The organism is Streptomyces sp. NPDC051218 (assembly GCF_044455475.1).
Lineage (GTDB): Bacteria > Actinomycetota > Actinomycetes > Streptomycetales > Streptomycetaceae > Streptomyces.
Map to the genome: position 1 here is coordinate 430,725 of NZ_JBITEU010000004.1, position 16,833 is coordinate 447,557.

At 72.4% G+C, this 16,833-nt stretch carries 14 protein-coding genes; 8 read left to right on the forward strand and 6 right to left on the reverse strand.

Annotated features, from left to right (window positions below):
* Positions 1-873 precede the first annotated feature (873 nt).
* Complete coding sequence (locus tag ACIBCK_RS15445; RefSeq protein WP_399390386.1) at positions 874-2,928, forward strand: HelD family protein; 2,055 nt, start codon at positions 874-876, stop codon at positions 2,926-2,928.
* On the opposite strand, the gene ACIBCK_RS15450 is transcribed toward ACIBCK_RS15445, so the two are convergent.
* The 3 genes from ACIBCK_RS15450 to ACIBCK_RS15460 form a co-directional block, all read right to left on the reverse strand.
* Positions 2,925-3,560 carry a DUF2165 domain-containing protein gene (locus tag ACIBCK_RS15450; RefSeq protein ID WP_399390388.1) on the reverse strand — a complete coding sequence of 212 codons (636 nt, stop codon included), beginning with the start codon at positions 3,558-3,560 and terminating at the stop codon, positions 2,925-2,927. The genes ACIBCK_RS15445 and ACIBCK_RS15450 overlap by 4 nt on opposite strands.
* A gap of 51 nt (positions 3,561-3,611) precedes the next feature.
* A complete protein-coding gene (locus ACIBCK_RS15455; protein WP_399390390.1) occupies positions 3,612-4,301 on the reverse strand; it encodes a copper homeostasis protein CutC in 690 nt (229 codons plus the stop codon).
* 206 nt (positions 4,302-4,507) lie between these two features.
* A complete protein-coding gene (locus ACIBCK_RS15460) occupies positions 4,508-6,790 on the reverse strand; it encodes a heavy metal translocating P-type ATPase (protein WP_399390392.1) in 2,283 nt (760 codons plus the stop codon).
* 205 nt (positions 6,791-6,995) lie between these two features.
* Between ACIBCK_RS15460 and ACIBCK_RS15465 the strand changes: the two genes are divergently transcribed.
* Positions 6,996-7,958 carry a hypothetical protein gene (locus ACIBCK_RS15465; protein WP_399390394.1) on the forward strand — a complete coding sequence of 321 codons (963 nt, stop codon included), beginning with the start codon at positions 6,996-6,998 and terminating at the stop codon, positions 7,956-7,958.
* A 515-nt stretch (positions 7,959-8,473) separates the two neighbouring features.
* On the opposite strand, the gene ACIBCK_RS15470 is transcribed toward ACIBCK_RS15465, so the two are convergent.
* Positions 8,474-9,151: a maleylpyruvate isomerase family mycothiol-dependent enzyme gene (locus ACIBCK_RS15470; RefSeq protein WP_399390396.1), complete on the reverse strand. Its 678-nt coding sequence runs from the start codon at positions 9,149-9,151 to the stop codon at positions 8,474-8,476.
* 119 nt (positions 9,152-9,270) lie between these two features.
* Between ACIBCK_RS15470 and ACIBCK_RS15475 the strand changes: the two genes are divergently transcribed.
* The 3 genes from ACIBCK_RS15475 (at position 9,271) to ACIBCK_RS15485 (ending at position 12,484) form a co-directional block, all read left to right on the forward strand.
* A complete protein-coding gene (locus ACIBCK_RS15475) occupies positions 9,271-9,912 on the forward strand; it encodes a hypothetical protein (RefSeq protein WP_399390398.1) in 642 nt (213 codons plus the stop codon).
* A gap of 20 nt (positions 9,913-9,932) precedes the next feature.
* The gene (locus tag ACIBCK_RS15480; RefSeq protein ID WP_399390400.1) at positions 9,933-11,006 is read left to right on the forward strand and encodes a GNAT family N-acetyltransferase; all 1,074 of its coding nucleotides are present in this window, start codon (positions 9,933-9,935) and stop codon (positions 11,004-11,006) included.
* Between the two features lie 242 nt (positions 11,007-11,248).
* Positions 11,249-12,484, forward strand: coding sequence for a Cmx/CmrA family chloramphenicol efflux MFS transporter (locus tag ACIBCK_RS15485; RefSeq protein WP_399390702.1), 1,236 nt, complete (start codon positions 11,249-11,251; stop codon positions 12,482-12,484).
* Here the strand turns inward: ACIBCK_RS15485 and ACIBCK_RS15490 are convergent.
* On the reverse strand, positions 12,441-12,707 hold the full coding sequence (locus tag ACIBCK_RS15490; RefSeq protein ID WP_367043171.1) for a DUF4031 domain-containing protein: 267 nt from the start codon (positions 12,705-12,707) through the stop codon (positions 12,441-12,443). The two genes, ACIBCK_RS15485 and ACIBCK_RS15490, sit on opposite strands and share 44 nt — an antisense overlap.
* Positions 12,704-13,060: a hypothetical protein gene (locus ACIBCK_RS15495; protein ID WP_399390401.1), complete on the reverse strand. Its 357-nt coding sequence runs from the start codon at positions 13,058-13,060 to the stop codon at positions 12,704-12,706. Before ACIBCK_RS15495 ends, ACIBCK_RS15490 begins: the two co-directional genes overlap by 4 nt.
* A gap of 124 nt (positions 13,061-13,184) precedes the next feature.
* On the opposite strand from ACIBCK_RS15495, the gene ACIBCK_RS15500 reads away from it, so the two are divergent.
* From ACIBCK_RS15500 to ACIBCK_RS15510, 3 genes are all read left to right on the forward strand, one after another.
* The gene (locus tag ACIBCK_RS15500; protein WP_399390403.1) at positions 13,185-14,108 is read left to right on the forward strand and encodes a MurR/RpiR family transcriptional regulator; all 924 of its coding nucleotides are present in this window, start codon (positions 13,185-13,187) and stop codon (positions 14,106-14,108) included.
* A 55-nt stretch (positions 14,109-14,163) separates the two neighbouring features.
* Positions 14,164-15,165, forward strand: coding sequence for an N-acetylmuramic acid 6-phosphate etherase (gene murQ / locus ACIBCK_RS15505; RefSeq protein ID WP_399390405.1), 1,002 nt, complete (start codon positions 14,164-14,166; stop codon positions 15,163-15,165).
* Positions 15,166-15,227: 62 nt separating this feature from the next.
* On the forward strand, positions 15,228-16,751 hold the full coding sequence (locus ACIBCK_RS15510) for a PTS transporter subunit EIIC (protein ID WP_399390407.1): 1,524 nt from the start codon (positions 15,228-15,230) through the stop codon (positions 16,749-16,751).
* Positions 16,752-16,833: the final 82 nt, after the last annotated feature.

The following is a 16,833-nucleotide window of genomic DNA, read 5'->3' on the forward strand; positions in this document are numbered from 1 at the left end:
TGGTCCGTCTTCGGGTACGGGGCCGCGCCGGTATGTCCGTCCTCGCTATCGTCCGGTGGCCGACTTGGCACTTCGGCGAGGGAGCGCCGCGAACCGTGCTCCGGGCAGACATACCGGCACGTCCCCTCGCGTCTCACTGCCGACTGCGGGCGCGTGCGACTTCGGAGCCGGTCCGTCTTCGGGTGCGGGGCCGCGCCGGTATGTCCGTCCTCGCTATCGTCCAGTGACCGCAGGGCCACTTCGCCCCCGGAACGCCGCGAACCGTGCTCCGGGCAGACAAACCGACACGCCCCCTCCCGCGCGCTGCCGACTGCGGACGCGTGCGGCTACGGAGCTGGCCCGCCCTCGGGTACGGGGCCGCGCCGGTATGTCCGTCCTCGCTATCGTCCGGTGACCGCAGGGCCACTTCGCCCCCGAAACGCCGCGAACCGTGCTCCGGGCAGACAAACCGACACGCCCCCTCGCGTCTCACTGCCGACTGCGGGTCCATGCGACCCAGGTCCCACCCCGCCGCGTACGTCACCCACCCAAGCCCCACCCCTCCAGTCACCGCGGGGCAATCGGGCGGGTGGGCGGGAAAGGCTTGTTCGGCAGGAGGCGGATGCGGGGCAATCGGGCGGGTGGGCGGGAGAGGCTTGTTCGGTGCGAGGTGGATGCGGGGTGATCGGGTGGGTGGGTGGGAGAGGCCCGGTCGGCGCGAGGCGGATGCGGGGGAAAGGGCAGACCGGCAGCGCCCCCGCCCCGTGGGGGAAATTCGGTGGCCCGGGGTGGGGGCGCGGCATAAGATGCCCGGTCTGCCCGCGTGCCTCGCGCCCGCCACCGCCCGGTCGGCAACCGGCCGGCCCAGACCCCACACCCCCGCCGGAGGCAACCGTGCACGCCCAGCCCGACCCCCTCTCCCGAGAGCGGAACCACCTCGCCGCATCCCGCTCGGCCCTGAGAGCCATGCGCGAGGACGCCGAAGCACTCGACATCCGCGATGTCACCGCGAACTGGGTCAACGCCGCCGTCCTGCAGAGCCAGCTCGACGAGCGGATCAAGTCCCTCGCCGACCTCTCCCACACCCCTCTCTTCTTCGGGCGCCTCGACTATCTCCACGCCCCCGGCGCCGACCAGGCGGAAGGCGCCGAGGGCGAGCAGTTCTACATCGGGCGGCGCCACGTCCACGACGCCGACGGCGACCCCATGGTCATCGACTGGCGCGCCCCCGTCTCGCAGCCCTTCTACCGCGCCTCCAAGAAGGCGCCGATGGACATCGCCCTGCGGCGCCGGTTCGGATACACGGGCGGCGACCTCACCGCGTACGAGGACGAGCACCTCAGCGGCGCCGACGCCGACCCCGACGAGGCCGAGCAGACCAGCAAGCTGCTCCAGCAGGAGATCGAGCGGCCCCGCGTCGGCCCCATGCGCGACATCGTCGCCACGATCCAGCCCGAGCAGGACGAGATCGTCCGGAGTGGTCTCGGGGGGTCCGTGTGCGTGCAGGGAGGTCCCGGCACCGGCAAGACCGCCGTCGGCCTGCACCGCGTCGCCTATCTGCTCTACGCCCACCGCGAGCGCCTCGCCCGGACCGGCACCCTGGTCATCGGGCCCAACAAGTCCTTCCTGCACTACATCGAGCAAGTCCTTCCCGCGCTCGGTGAGTTGGAGGTCAAGCAGGCCACCGTCGACGACCTGGTCGCCCACGTGGAGGTGCGGCGGACGGATGATGCCGCCGCTGCCGTCGTCAAGGGTGACGCCCGCATGGCCGAGGTGCTGCGGAAAGCTCTGCGGTCCCACGTCACCATGCCCGCCGAGCCCGTCGTCGTGGTGCGCGGGTCACGGCGCTGGCGCGTTCCCGCCTACGAACTTGAGGAAATCGTCGGGGAGTTGCTTGCCCGCGACATCCGGTACGGGGCCGCCCGCGACGCCCTGCCGCAGCGCATCGCGCACGCCGTGCTCGTCCGCATGGAGCAGGCGGGCGAGGCCCCCGACGACCGCGTGCAGGACGCCGTCGCGCGCAACACCGCCGTGAAGGCGGCCGTCAAGGCCATGTGGCCGCCCGTCGATCCCGCGAAGCTGGTGCTGCGGCTGCTCTCCGACGCCGACTTCCTCGCCCTGCACGCCGAGGGGATTCTCGATCCCGACGAGCAGAAGCTGATCCTCTGGGCGAAGCCCGCGCGGAGCCTCAAGGCAGCCAAGTGGTCGGCCGCCGACGCGGTGTTGATCGACGAGGCGAACGACCTGGTCGCGCGGACCCATTCCCTCGGGCATGTGGTGCTCGATGAGGCGCAGGACCTCTCCCCCATGCAGTACCGCGCCGTCGGGCGCCGCTGCACCACCGGTTCCGCCACCGTCCTCGGTGACCTCGCCCAGGGCACCACCCCCTGGGCCACCCGGAGTTGGGAGCAGGCCCTGGAGCATCTGGGGAAGGGCGAGGCCGTGGTGGAGGAGCTCACCGCGGGCTTCCGTGTGCCGCGGGAAGTCATCGCGTACGCCTCCCGGCTGCTGCCCTCCATCGCCCCCGGGCTCGCCGAGGTGAAGTCCGTGCGTGAGTCGCCGGGTTCGCTCGTGGTGCGGCCCACGGCGGATCTCGACGCCGCCTCCGTCGAAGCCTGCGTCGAGTCGCTGCGGCAGGAGGGGTCCATCGGGCTCATCGCCGCCGACGCCCGTATCCCCGCGCTCGCCGAAGCACTCGGCGCCGCGGGGATGACGTACCTCTCGCCCGGCGACGAGACCACCGCGGACACTCGGCTCACGCTCGTACCCGCCTCCCTCGCCAAGGGACTTGAGTACGACTACGTGGTCCTCGACGAGCCCGCCGCCGTGGTCGACGGCGAGCCCGACGAGCGGACGGGACTACGGCGGCTGTACGTCGCCCTGACCCGCGCCGTCTCGGGCCTCACCGTCGTGCATGCCGCCGGACTGCCGGAGCAGCTCGCCGCCTAGGCGTTCTCCTCGGGGCCGTCCGAGTCGTCCGCCGGGGCAGCGGCGGACGGCAGGTGCGTGACCAGGAGCACGATGCCCGCAAGGGTCACGACCCGCGTGGCCGCGTCCAGGCCGTTCCAGTCCTCCGACTGCCACATGGCGAACCATTCGCCGCCGATCCCGATGAAGCCCGCCCCGAAGAGGACGAGGATCATCAGCAGTCCGGTCGTGCCCGTCCGTCGGGCCCGGCGCATTCCCTGGGGGCGGCGCAGGGCCCCGGCCCACAGGACCGTCGCCGTGAGCAGGACGAGACCGGCCAGGGTCTCCCAGACGATGATCGCGACGTACGCGGTGTCCTGGAGCGCGGTGGACCCCACCGCGCGCCACATCAGGTCGTCGTCCTTGAAGGTGGTGTCCATCGCCAGGACATGGCGTACGAACTGCTGGTTGGAGTCGAAGTCGGTTATGTTCCCGAACGCGACGAGTGAGATGTAGAGCGCCACTGTCCCGGTGAGCAGCGTCGCGGCGACGGACAGTGTCCCGGCCGCGAGCAATCGCTCCGAGCCCCCGGGACGCGCCTTGCCCGTGGGAAGTTTCTGATTCGTGGCACGCGCCTTGTCTGCGGGACGCGTCTGGTCTGCTGGTGTCGGCATGAAGTCCCCTCCTTGTCGGACCAGTTGTATCGCGTCCCGCGCCGGGAACGATCAGCCGTCCAGTGCTTCCCGCCACCGGGCGACGGCCGCGGCGCAGACCGGCGCCGACCAGCCGTCGGGCCGGGAGGCCCCGCCGATGTGGAACGCGTCGACGCCCGCCGCCCTGAGCTGCGGCAGATGGTCGAGGCGGAGGCCGCCGCCGACCAGGATCTGCTGCTCGTAGCCCTGCTCCCCGAAGCGCGCCGCCTCGGCGAGCAGCGTGGGCAGGCCGTCGTCCACGCCGCTCGCCGCGCCCGCGGTGAGGTAGGTGTCGAGGCCGGGCAGGTCCGCGAGCTGCTTGCGCAGGGCGTCGCGGTCGGGGGTCCTGTCGATGGCCCGGTGGAACGTCCAGCGGCAGCCGTCGAGCGCGCCCACCACGGTCTCCACCGCCGCCAGGTCGGGGCCGCCCGTCTCGTCGAGGAAGCCGAGGACGAACTCGTCGGCTCCCGCGCTCCTGAGCTCGCGCGCACGGCGTACGAGAGCGTCGACGTCGCCCGCGTCGAAGCCGTCCGCGAGGCGCAGCATCACGCGCAGGGAGATGTCCACGGCGGCGCGGATCTCGGCGAAGGTCTCGCGGGACGGGGTCAGGCCGTCCGCGGCCATGTCGGTGACCAGCTCGAGGCGGTCAGCACCTCCGGCCTGGGCGGCGACGGCGTCCTCGGCGTCGAGGGCGATCACCTCCAGGACTGCACGCTTGCTCATGGATGTCTTCCTTAGGGTCCGGGGCCGCGGGGCGGGCGACGCGGGGATGGGCGACGCGGAGGCCTCCGCATACACCACACATAGGTCTAGTCCAATTACCCAGCCTACGCGCAGATCACCCCGCCGCGCCCCATGCGCGCCGGGGTGATCGTAAAGACATGTACACGTCGAACTTGCCCGGGGTTGAGACCGCCGCCGCCGGCCGTTCAGCTCAGCGGCTTGAAACCCCGCAACCGCAGCGAGTTGCCGACCACGAAGACCGAGGAGAACGCCATCGCGGCGCCCGCGATCATCGGGTTCAGGAGGCCGGCCGCGGCCAGTGGCAGCGCGCCCACGTTGTAGGCGAACGCCCAGAAGAGGTTCGACTTGATCGTGCCGAGCGTCCTGCGGGAGAGGCGGATGGCGTCCGCCGCCGCGCGCAGGTCTCCCCGTACGAGGGTGAGGTCGCCCGCCTCGATCGCGGCGTCCGTGCCCGTGCCCATCGCCAGACCCAGGTCGGCCTGGGCGAGCGCCGCCGCGTCGTTCACACCGTCGCCGACCATCGCCACGCTCCGGCCCTCCGCCTGGAGGCGCTTGACCACGTCGACCTTGTCCTGCGGCATGACCTCCGCGATCACGTCCTCGGCCGCGATGCCCACCTCGGCGGCCACCGACGCCGCTACCGCCTCGTTGTCACCGGTGAGGAGGATGGGCGTGAGGCCGAGGGCACGGAAGCGGCGGATCGCCTCCGGGCTGGTCTCCTTCACCGCGTCCGCCACCTCCAGGACGGCGCGCGCCTCGCCGTCCCAGGCGACCGCGATGGCCGTACGCCCGGCCGCCTCGGCCTCCGCCTTCGCCCGCTCCAGCTCGACGGGGAGCCCGATCGCCCACTCCTTGAGCAGCGCCGCGCGCCCCACCAGGACCGCGTGGCCCTCGACGATGCCCTGGACGCCGAGGCCCGCGACGTTCGCGAAGTCCTCGGGGGCGGGCAGCGTGCCGACCCGCTCGGCCGCCCCCTTGGCGACGGCCTGGGCGATGGGGTGCTCCGAGGAGTGCTCCAACGCCCCTGCCAGGCGCAGGACTTCGGTCTCGGTGGTACTGGGTGCGGCATGCGTGGCGAGCAGGGTCATCTTGCCGGTGGTGACGGTGCCGGTCTTGTCCAGGACGATCGTGTCGACCTCGCGGGTCGTCTCCAGGACCTCCGGGCCCTTGATCAGGATGCCGAGCTGGGCGCCGCGCCCGGTGCCGACCATCAGGGCGGTCGGCGTCGCGAGCCCCAGGGCGCAGGGGCAGGCGATGATCAGTACGGCGACCGCCGCGGTGAAGGCCGCCGTGAGCCCGGAACCGTTGCCGAGCCAGAAGCCGAGCGTGGCGACGGCCAAGGCGATGACGACCGGCACGAACACTGCGGAGATCTTGTCGGCGAGGCGCTGGGCCGCCGCCTTGCCGTTCTGCGCGTCCTCGACGAGCTTGGCCATACGGGCGAGTTGGGTGTCCGCGCCGACGCGGGTGGTCTCGACGACCAGACGCCCGCCGACGTTCAGCGTGGCCCCGGTGACAGCGTCGCCCGTGGCGACCTCGACCGGCACGGACTCGCCGGTGAGCATGGAGGCGTCGACGGCCGAGGCGCCCTCGACGACCCTGCCGTCGGTGGCGATCTTCTCTCCGGGCCGTACGAGGAAGCGGTCGCCGACCGTCAACTCGCCCACGGGGATGGTCGCTTCACGTCCGCCGTCCCGCAGGACCGTGACGTCCTTGGCGCCGAGCTGGAGCAGCGCCTTCAGGGCCGCCCCCGCCTTGCGCTTGGAGCGGGCCTCGAAATAGCGCCCCGCCAGGATGAAGGCGGTGACGCCCGCCGCCGCCTCCAGGTAGATGTTCCCCGCGCCGTCCGTACGGGAGATGGTCAGCTCGAAGGGGTGCGTCATACCGGGCGTACCGGCCGTCCCGAAGAACAGCGCCCACAGCGACCAGAGGAACGCGGCCGATGTGCCGACCGAGATCAGCGTGTCCATCGTCGCGGCGCCGTGCCGCGCGTTCGTGTACGCGGCCTTGTGGAAGGGCCAGGCCGCGTACGTGACGACCGGCGCCGCGAGGGTCAGGGACAACCACTGCCAGTACTCGAACTGCAGGGCCGGGATCATCGCCATCGCGACGACGGGCAGGGAGAGCAGTACGGCGGTGGTCAACCGCTCGCGCAGCGGCCGCAGTTCGTCGTCCGCCTGCCACTCGCCGGCGTCCGCGTCCGGATCCGCCGTGCGGGCGGGTACGGGCTCCTGCGCGGTGTAGCCGGTGGCCTCGACGGTGGCGATCAGGTCCTGTACGGCGACGTCCTGGCCGCGGTAGCTGACCTTGGCCTTCTCGGTGGCGTAGTTGACGGTCGCCTCGACGCCGTCCATGCGGTTGAGCTTCTTCTCGATCCGGGCGGCGCACGAGGCGCAGGTCATGCCGCCGATGGCGAGTTCCACTTCGGCGGTGGACGCCACCTCGGGGGTGCCGGGTGTGGTCGACATGGCTGCGGGCTCCTTGTGACGGGGGCAGATTCCGAGGGTACCCGGGGTGGGTACCTCCGACGGGAACCATTTATACCCCTGGGGGGTATCGGACGCAAGAGCGGATCCGGCTTGACTTAGTACCCCCAGGGGGTATCTTCGGATGTATGAGGAGCGGCCGGCCGGCACGCTCCACCCCACTCTCCGTTCGCTTTCGGGAGCCGTCATGAACACCGGACTGAAGATCACCGCCTTCACCGCCGCCGTCGCCGCGACGTTCGGCACCGCGTACGGCGTGGGGCAGGGCGTCGACCCCGTGACCGCGGAGAAGAAGCCCGCGAGCGAGCACGGCGGGCACACGGGCGAGAAGGAGAAGCCGGCCGGCGAGGGTGCCGGCGAGGAAGCCGGCGCGGGGCACGCGGAGGCCGTGCCCGGCGGCCTGCAGATCTCCGAGGGCGGCTACGCCCTCGACCTCCAGACCCCCCGCATCGAGGCCGAGCAGCGCGAGGAGTTGCGGTTCAGGGTGGTCAAGGAGGGTCGGGGCAAGAACGTCACGGCGTACGAGAGGGAGCACGGCAAGGAGCTGCACCTCATCGTCGCGTCACGTGACCTGACGACCTACCGCCACCTGCACCCGACCCGGGCGTCGGACGGCACCTGGTCGACCCCGGTCGAGCTGCCGGAGGCGGGCGGCTACCGCGTCTTCGCCGACTTCAAGCCGGCGGGGGCGAAGGAGGGGCTGACGCTGGGTGCGGATCTCGCGGTGGCGGGCAGGTACGTTCCCAAGGCGCTTCCTGGGGCGGAGGCGCGGGCCTCGGTCGACGGCTACGAGGTCAGTCTCCAGGGTGAGTTGAAGCCTGGGAAGGCGGCTGACGTGACGCTGAACGTGGAGAAGAACGGCAGGCCGGTGACTGACCTTCAGCCGTACCTCGGTTCGTACGGGCACCTGGTCGCGTTGCGCGCAGGTGACTTGGCGTACCTCCATGTGCACCCCACCGGTGGGCCCGGCGATGGCCGGACGAAGCCGGGGCCGGGTGTCTCCTTCGCGGCGACGGCTCCTAGCGGGGGCGCTTATCGGCTGTTCCTCGACTTCAAGCATGAGGGGGTTGTGCGGACGGCCGCCTTCACGGTCCGGACCGGCTCCGCCGGGGGCCCCACCGAGTCCCAGCCCCCGGCCCACACGCACTGAGCGAACAGAATCACCTGCGGGCCGGTTGCGGTCGCTCGCGCCGTTCCCCGCGCCCCTAAACCCCCACCCCGCCGTACCCACCTACCGGCCCGTCGTGGTTGCTCGCGCCGTTCCCCGCGCCCCTAAACCCCATCTCACCTGCGGGCGCGTCGTGGTTGCTCGCGCCGTTCCCCGCGCCCCTAAACCCCCTCTCACCTGCGGGCGCGTCGTGGTTGCTCGCGCCGTTCCCCGCGCCCCTAAACCCCCTCTCGCCTGCGGGCGCGTCGTGGTTGCTCGCGCCGTTCCCCGCGCCCCTTCGGGGGCGCCCCGTCAGGGGCGCGGGGAACTGCGCGCCAAGCCACGACGGCGCAGCAGTCACACACTGCGAGCACCACCCCTAGGGGCGCGGGGAACTGCGCGACCAGCCACCTCCCGCCCGCAGGTACAAGAGGGCCGGCACCACCCCCAGGGGCGCGGGGAACTGCGCGGCCAGCCACAACCCACCCGCAGCCGCGACCCCGCAGGGAAGCCGGCGCTCAGTCGAAGAGCGGCAGCTCCCCCTCCCTCGCCCCCGCCAACTCATACCGCGTCCCCACAAGAGGCCGCCCCGTGCAAAGACGGATCAGGGTCGGCGCGTCCCCGATGTAGCGGGCCGGCGGACGCCGGCCGTCCGGAACGCCCAGGGAAAGCGGCTCATCCCACCCGTCCACATCCGCATGCAGCGAAACCGCCGACGTCGACCTGCTGTACTCCCCCAGCAGCGTCAACGCATCACCGAGCCCCGCCCCTCCATACGCCCCCGGCAGCCCCCACGCCTCCCGCACATCCCCCGCATGCACCCACTCCCCCAGCGCCACACCGTCGAGCCGCCCCTTGAACGCCACCATGACCGCGCCCGCCTCCGTCATGCCGTGCTCGAGCTCGTCCACGATGCGGGAGTTGGGCCAGTCGGCGCGCTCGGCGATGTCGCGGTCATTGCTCTCCGGGCTGTACACGCCCTCCTCGAACCGCTTCTCGACGACGCGCGCCAGCGCCGAGCTGCAGTGCGCGAGCACATGCCGCACCGTCCAGCCCGGACAGCAGGTCCTGATCGCGTAGGCGGAGTCGTCGGCGGCCCTCAACAGCGGGATCAGTACGTCGCGTTCGGTGCGCAGCAGGCGTCCGGGGCGCTCGGGATCGTACGCCTCGTCATGTGTGTGCGTGGTCGCAGTCATCCCGCAAGCCAACCCCCCTCCGCCCCGCATGACAACGGGGTCGGGACGCCGCCCCGCACGCAACACACTCCAACACACCCCCTAGGGGTACCCGCGCACCCAACCGTTAGAGTCCCCCCATGCCCCACCACGACAAGGAACTCCGCGCCCGCTGGCACGCGACCCTGCTGCGCGCGAGCGAAGGAACCCCCGACCCCGCGCCCTTCGCGGACAACCTGCTCGCGCGCTGGGCCGAGCCGCAGCGGCGGTACCACACCACCGCTCACCTCGCGGCGGTCCTCGACCACATCGACGTACTGGAGGAGCACGCCGAGGAGCCCGATCTCGTACGGCTCGCGGCGTGGTTCCACGACGCGGTGTACGCGCCGGACCGCTCCGAGAACGAGGAGCGCAGCGCCCGCCTCGCCGAACGCGCCCTCCAGGAGAGCGGGTTGACGCCCGCCGCGACGGCGGAGGTGGCCCGCCTCGTCCGCCTCACCGTCACCCACGACCCCGCCGACGGCGACCACAACGGCGAGACGCTGTGCGACGCCGACCTCGCGATCCTGGCCGCCGCACCGGACGCCTACGCCGCGTACGCCGCCGCTGTCCGCGAGGAGTACGCCTTCGTACCGGACGAGGACTTCCGCGCGGGCCGCGCCGCGGTGCTGCGGCAGCTCCTGGCCCTGCCCCGGCTGTTCCGCACGCCGCACGGAGCGGCCGAGTGGGAGGGCCCGGCGCGCGAGAACCTGGCGACGGAATTGCAGCTGCTCGGCGCCTGACGCTCCCGTACGCTCGGCGCATGCTTTCCATGGGTGGGGACCAGGTCGAGGAAGCCGTGGCGCACGCGGCGAGGGTGCTGCGTGCGGCAGTTGGGCTCGACTGGAGCGTGCGGGCCGGCGGTCTCGACTGGAGCTGTCTGGAGACGGCCGAGCACGTCGCGGGTGATCTCGTCGCGTACGCGGGGCAGTTGACGGGCCGCGCGCAGGATGCGTACGTGCCCTTCGAGATCGCCTTCGACGAGGGCGCGGGCCCCGAGGACGCGATCCGCGTCATCGAGTCGACCGGCGGCCTGCTCTCGGCGGTGGTGCGGACCACGCCGCCGGGGGTCAGGGCCTTCCACCCGTACCCGCACGGCAGCGCGGACGCGGTGGGCTTCGCGGCGATGGGCGTCGCGGAGGTACTGCTGCACACGTACGACATCGCGCAGGCCCTCGGCGTGGACGCGGAGCCGCCGGCCGCGCTCTGCGAGGCGGTGCTCGCCTGGCTCTTCCCGCAGGTTCCGCCCGCGCGCACGCCCGAGGACCACTGGGCGACGCTGCTCTGGGCCACGGGCCGCGGGACCCTGCCGGGGCGCCCCCGCCTCGACAAGTGGCGCTGGCACAACGCCCTCTCGATCCCCACGGGTCGGATCGCGCTGCGGGAGGTCTCCCCCGCGGCGGCGGCGGACCTCGCGGCGGGCGGGCCGGGGGGCCTGACGTGGATCGAGGGCGGGCCCTTCGACGGGACGCGGCGGGCCGCGGAGATGGTGACGAAGGCCTACGCGTCCGGGGTGCACCGGCCCGAGTGGGGCATGTTCGCCCTGGTGCGGGTGGAGGACGAGGTGGCGATCGGCGGGATGGGCTTCCATGGGCCGCCGGACGAGGAGGGGATCGCCGAGGTCGGCTATGACCTGGCGGTCGGCGCGCGGGGCCGGGGTTACGCCTCGGAGGCCCTTGACTCCCTCTCCACCTGGGCGCTGGCCCGCCCGGAGCTCTCCGCGCTCCTGGCCCTGATCGAACCCGCCAACGAGCCCTCGCAGAGGGTGGCCCTCCGGGCGTCGTACGTCCGGGCCTCGGACCGCGGGGACCTTCGGGCGTACCTGCGGCGCGGGTAGCGGGGGGATATCCCCGCGGCACGGAGCGGCTTGCCCCGCGGCGCGGTGCGGCTTGCCCCGCGGCGCGGGAGCCGTAAACAGCCGCCGCTCCGCGGCGATGTCTCCCGCCCACCGCCCGATTACCCCGCAGACGGTCTGCGGGCGAGACCCACACGCAGAGCGCGGGAAGGCTCCACCCCAGGGAATGCCGCACCCCACCCCCGGCGTTCCCCACTGTGATGCCCACCCCTGCCCCGAAGCGCATGCCCGTCGCCGTCTACATCCTCGGCCTCGCCGTCTTCGCTCTCGGTACGAGCGAGTTCATGCTCTCGGGGCTTCTGCCCCCCATCGCGGACGACATGGACGTCTCCATCCCCCGCGCGGGCCTCCTCATCTCCGCCTTCGCCATCGGCATGGTCATCGGCGCCCCCCTCCTGGCGGTGGCGACCCTGCGGCTGCCCCGCCGGACCACCCTCATCACGCTCATCACCGTCTTCGGACTCGGCCAGGTCGCCGGGGCGCTCGCGCCCTCGTACGAGATCCTCTTCGCGTCCCGCGTCGTCAGCGCGTTCGCCTGCGCGGGGTTCTGGGCGGTCGGCGCGGCCGTCGCCATCGCGATGGTGCCGGTCAACCAGCGCGCCCGCGCCATGGCCGTGATGATCGGCGGCCTCTCCATCGCCAACGTGCTCGGCGTCCCCGCCGGAGCCTTCCTGGGCGACAACTTCGGCTGGCGGTCCGCCTTCTGGGCGGTCGGCGCCGCCTCCGCGATCGCTCTCGTCGGCGTACTGACGCTCATCCCGCGCATCCCGCTCCCGGCCGAGAAGCCGCGCCTGAAGCGGGAGCTGACCATCTACCGCGACCGGCAGGTCTGGCTCTCCATCACCGTCACCGCCCTCGCTGCGGGCGGCGTCTTCTGCGCGTTCTCGTACCTCTCCCCGCTCCTGACGGACGTCGCCGGCCTCGACGAGGGCTGGGTGCCGACCGTCCTCGGCCTCTTCGGGCTCGGCGCCCTCATCGGCACGGCGATCGGTGGCCGCGTCGCCGACGCGCACCTCTTCGGTGTCCTGCTCAGCGGCATCGCGGCCTCGACGGTGTTCCTCGTGACGCTCGCGCTGTTCGCCGGTACGGCGGCCGTGGCGATCGCCCTCTCCTTCCTCCTCGGCGTCTCCGCCTTCTACACCGCTCCGGCGCTCAACGCCCGGATGTTCAACGTCGCCGGCGCCGCCCCCACCCTGGCCGGCGCGACCACGACGGCCGCGTTCAACCTGGGCAACACCGGCGGCCCCTGGCTCGGCGGCACGGTGATCGACCTCGACCTGGGCTACGCCTCGACGGCGTGGGCGGGCGCGGCGATGACGGCCGTGGCGATCATCGCGGTCACGGCGTCCCTGCGGCTGCACCGCAGGACACCGAGCCGCGTGGTCACGGCATCGGCGGGCGACACGAGCGACACCGCTACGCGGGCCGCCCCTTCGGCCGCCGCAGCCCCGCCTCCGTGAGCCTGCGCACCAGTTCCTTGGAGCCGATCTCCACCGCGCCCGCGCGCACCGCGTCCTCGTAGCGGTGCGAGGGCAGGTCGTAGTGGTCGCGCTCGAAGGCGCGGGCGGGGGCGCCGATGCCCGCGGCGAACGCGTGCAGTTCCTCGTACGAGACGTCGCTGACCAGGTGCGACCACATGCGGCCGTGTCCCGGCCACGTCGGCGGGTCGATATAGACCGTCACGTCAGGCCGCCCACCGGGGCCACGACGACGCCCGCCTTGCCGCACACCCAGTGCGGATCGGGTCCCAACTCGGGCTCCACGTCCAGCGCGTGCGGGTCACCCCCGCCGCAGACCGGGCAGAGCGGCCAGCGGCCGTAGCGCTCCAGGAGCGCGTCCTGGACGTCCTGGGCGACCAGGCCCGCCACGTACTCGACGCCTTCGGGCCACTGCTCGACCCACCAGCGGCGGTGCGCCACCGACTCCTCGACCAGCGAGACGACCTCGGCCTGGGCGACCTCGCGCGCCACGAGATCGGCGAGGACAAGTGCACGAGCGGCATGCAGCGCCTGCTCCAGGGGGTCGATCGCGTCCATGCAGCCATTGTCCACCCCACGCGCAACCCGCCGAAGATCCACCCGGACCGCGAGGCACACGGTGCGGCGAGATCGGGACCAAAGGGGTCTTGACCCATTCGGGGTCCGAAAATATCTTTCAAGCGTGACCAATGACGTGAAGGAAATTTTCGCGGGCACGGCGCCCCCCGCCCCGGCCGCCCTGGCGGCCAAGGTGCGGACCCTGGCGCCGTCCATGACCCGCTCCATGCAGCTCGTCGCCGAAGCCGTCGCAGGCGACCCCGCGGGCTGCGCGGCCCTCACGGTCACCGGCCTCGCCGAGCTCACCGGCACCAGCGAGGCCACGGTGGTCCGCACCGCCCGCCTCCTCGGCTACCCCGGCTACCGCGACCTGCGGCTCGCCCTCGCCGGACTCGCCGCCCAGCAGCAGTCCGGCCGCGCGCCCGCCGTCACCGCCGACATAGCCGTCGACGACCCGATCGCGGACGTCGTGGCGAAGCTGGCGTACGACGAGCAGCAGACCCTCGCCGACACCGCGGGCGGCCTCGACACCGTCCAGCTCGGCGCCGCCGTCGCCGCGCTCGCCGTCGCACCCCGCACCGAGATCTACGGCGTCGCCGCCTCCGGCCTCGTCGCCCAGGACCTCGCGCAGAAGCTGCTGCGCATCGGCCACATCGCCCACGCGCACTCCGACCCGCACCTGGCCGTCACGAACGCCGTCACCCTGCGCTCCAAGGACGTGGCGATCGCGATCACGCACTCCGGGTCGACCGGTGACGTCATCGAACCGCTGCGGGTCGCCTTCGAGCGCGGCGCGACGACCATCGCGATCACCGGCCGCCCCGGCAGCCCCGTATCGCAGTACGCGGATCACATCCTGACCACCTCCACCGCGCGCGAGAGCGAGCTCAGGCCCGCCGCGATGTCGTCCCGCACGAGCCAGCTGCTCGTCGTGGACTGCCTGTTCGTGGGCGTCGCCCAGCGGACGTACGAGACGGCCGCCCCCGCACTCGCCGCCTCGTACGAGGCGCTCGCGCACCGCCACAGTCCGCGCGGCGGCACCCGCTGACCTCCCGCCGCCCCTGACCCGCCACCCCCCGCCGCACACGAAAGAGCCGCACCTCATGACCTCCACGACCGACGCCACGGACTCCCCCGCCCCCGAAAGCGGATCCGGGGACACGTACGGCGAACTCCGCGCCCAGCTGGACACGCTCACCACGGAGGCGTTCCGGCCCGAGCTCTCCGAGATCGACCGGCTGCCCACGCTGGAGATCGCGAAGATCATGAACGGCGAGGACGCCACGGTCCCCACGGCCGTCGCCGAGCAGCTCCCGGCCATCGCCGCCGCCATCGACGCCACCGCGGAGCGCATGGCCCGCGGCGGCCGGCTCATCTACGCGGGCGCGGGAACGGCCGGGCGCCTCGGGGTGCTCGACGCCTCCGAGTGCCCGCCCACCTTCAACACCGACCCGGCCGAGGTCGTCGGTCTCATCGCGGGCGGCCCGAGCGCCATGGTCACGGCGGTCGAGGGCGCGGAGGACAGCAAGGAGCTCGCGGCCGAGGACCTGGACGGGCTCCGCCTCACCGCGGACGACGTGGTCGTCGGCATCTCCGCCTCCGGCCGCACGCCGTACGCGATCGGCGCGGTGGAACACGCGCGCACCCGCTACGGCGCCCTCACCATCGGCCTCTCCTGCAACGCGGACAGCGGTCTCGCGGCAGCCGCCGACCACGGCATCGAGGTCGTCGTCGGCCCGGAACTGCTCACCGGCTCCACCCGCCTGAAGGCGGGCACGGCCCAGAAGCTCGTCCTCAACATGCTGTCGACGATCACGATGATCCGCCTCGGCAAGACCTACGGAAACCTGATGGTGGACGTACGCGCCTCGAACGAGAAGCTGCGCGCCCGCTCGCGCCGGATCGTCTCCCTCGCCACCGGCGCCTCCGACGAGGAGATCGAGGCCGCGCTCGCCGCCACCGACGGGGAGGTGAAGAACGCCATCCTCACCATCCTCGGCGGGGTGGACGGCCCCACAGCGGCCGGCCTCCTCGCCTCGTCGGACGGCCACCTCAGGGCAGCCCTCGACACCTCCCGCACGAACCGCACCCCCCGCACCACCTGACCGACCTCCCCCAGCCGCTGGAAGAACAGCGCCACCCGCACGCACAGCAAGGCACCCCGCACATGGCAACTGACAAGAACCGCGCCACAGCCGCCGCGATCCTCCCCCTCGTCGGCGGTGCCCAGAACGTCACCTCCATCGCCCACTGCATGACGCGCCTGCGCCTGAGCCTCGCCGACCGCTCGCTGGTCGACGACGAGGCCCTGAAGGCGCTGCCCGCCGTGATGGGCGTGGTCGAGGACGACACGTACCAGATCGTGCTCGGTCCGGGCACCGTCGCCCGCGTCACGCCGGAGTTCGAGGCCCTGGTGGCGGAGGGGCACACCGAAGCCCCGGCCGAACTCACCCTCACGGCCGAGGAGTTGGCGGCGCAGGGAGCAGCGATCAAGGAAGCGAGAAAAGCGAAGAACGCGACGCCCTTCAAGCTCTTCCTGCGCCGCATCGCGAACATCTTCGTGCCTCTGATCCCGGCCCTCATCGGCTGCGGCATCATCGCGGGCATCAACGGCCTGTTGATCAACCTCGGTTGGCTGCCGGGCATCACCCCGGCGCTCGCCGCCATCGCCTCCGGCTTCATGGCGCTGATCGCGGTGTTCGTGGGCTTCAACACGGCGAAGGAGTTCGGCGGTACGCCGATCCTGGGCGGCGCGGTGGCGGCGATCATCGTCTACGCGGGCGTGGCGAACATCGAGGCGTTCGGCCAGAAGCTCTCCCCGGGCCAGGGCGGCGTCCTGGGCGCACTCGGCGCCGCGGTCCTGGCCACGTACATCGAGAAGTGGTGCAGGAGGTGGGTCCCCGAGGCCCTGGACGTCCTGGTCACCCCCACGATCACGGTCCTGCTCTCCGGCCTGGTCACGATCTTCGGCCTGATGTTCCTGGCGGGCGAGGTCTCGACGGGCATCGGCACGGCGGCGAACTGGCTCCTGGACAACACGGGCGCGTTCGCGGGCCTGGTCCTCGGCGGCCTGTTCCTCCCCCTGGTGATGCTGGGCCTGCACCAAGCGCTCATCCCCATCCACACGACCCTGATCGAGCAGCAGGGCTTCACGGTCCTGCTGCCCATCCTGGCGATGGCGGGCGCGGGCCAGGTGGGCTGCGCGATCGCGGTGTACAAGCGCCTGCGCCACAACACGTCCATCCGTACGACGATCAAGTCGGCGCTCCCCGCAGGCTTCCTGGGAGTGGGCGAACCCCTCATCTACGGCGTCTCGCTCCCCCTCGGCCGCCCCTTCATCACGGCGTGCGTGGGCGGCGCGGCGGGCGGCGCGTTCATCGGCTTCTTCTCGATGATCGGCGAAAAGGTCGGCTCCACGGCGATCGGCCCGTCGGGCTGGGCCCTGTTCCCCCTCCTGGACGGCAACAAGGGCCTGGGCCTGACGATCGCGATCTACGGCGGCGGCCTCCTGGTCGGCTACGCGGTGGGCTTCTTCGCGACGTACTTCTTCGGCTTCAGCAAGCAGATGCTGGTGGACCTGAACGCGGATGTGGACGCGGGCGAGTCGGCGGCGGCCCGCAGCGAGGCCGCCCCCTCGGCACCGACGCCCACCGACGGCGACGGCAAGGAGAGGCAGCCGGCAGCGGTCTGATCCTCCCGGGCCCTTGGGCCCTCAGCGCCCGAGGGCGGCACCCCGCACGTGGCGGGGGCCTCCCTCGGCCGATCTCGGGATC

What these genes read in the sequence shown, in the direction of transcription:
- ACIBCK_RS15450 (WP_399390388.1), bottom strand. Translation starts at nt 3,560, where the DNA reads ATGCCGACACCAGCAGACCAGACGCGTCCCGCAGACAAGGCGCGTGCC.
- ACIBCK_RS15455 (WP_399390390.1), bottom strand. Translation starts at nt 4,301, where the DNA reads ATGAGCAAGCGTGCAGTCCTGGAGGTGATCGCCCTCGACGCCGAGGAC.
- ACIBCK_RS15460 (WP_399390392.1), bottom strand. Translation starts at nt 6,790, where the DNA reads ATGTCGACCACACCCGGCACCCCCGAGGTGGCGTCCACCGCCGAAGTG.
- ACIBCK_RS15465 (WP_399390394.1), top strand. Translation starts at nt 6,996, where the DNA reads ATGAACACCGGACTGAAGATCACCGCCTTCACCGCCGCCGTCGCCGCG.
- ACIBCK_RS15470 (WP_399390396.1), bottom strand. Translation starts at nt 9,151, where the DNA reads ATGACTGCGACCACGCACACACATGACGAGGCGTACGATCCCGAGCGC.
- ACIBCK_RS15475 (WP_399390398.1), top strand. Translation starts at nt 9,271, where the DNA reads ATGCCCCACCACGACAAGGAACTCCGCGCCCGCTGGCACGCGACCCTG.
- ACIBCK_RS15480 (WP_399390400.1), top strand. Translation starts at nt 9,933, where the DNA reads ATGCTTTCCATGGGTGGGGACCAGGTCGAGGAAGCCGTGGCGCACGCG.
- ACIBCK_RS15485 (WP_399390702.1), top strand. Translation starts at nt 11,249, where the DNA reads ATGCCCGTCGCCGTCTACATCCTCGGCCTCGCCGTCTTCGCTCTCGGT.
- ACIBCK_RS15495 (WP_399390401.1), bottom strand. Translation starts at nt 13,060, where the DNA reads ATGGACGCGATCGACCCCCTGGAGCAGGCGCTGCATGCCGCTCGTGCA.
- murQ (WP_399390405.1), top strand. Translation starts at nt 14,164, where the DNA reads ATGACCTCCACGACCGACGCCACGGACTCCCCCGCCCCCGAAAGCGGA.
- ACIBCK_RS15510 (WP_399390407.1), top strand. Translation starts at nt 15,228, where the DNA reads ATGGCAACTGACAAGAACCGCGCCACAGCCGCCGCGATCCTCCCCCTC.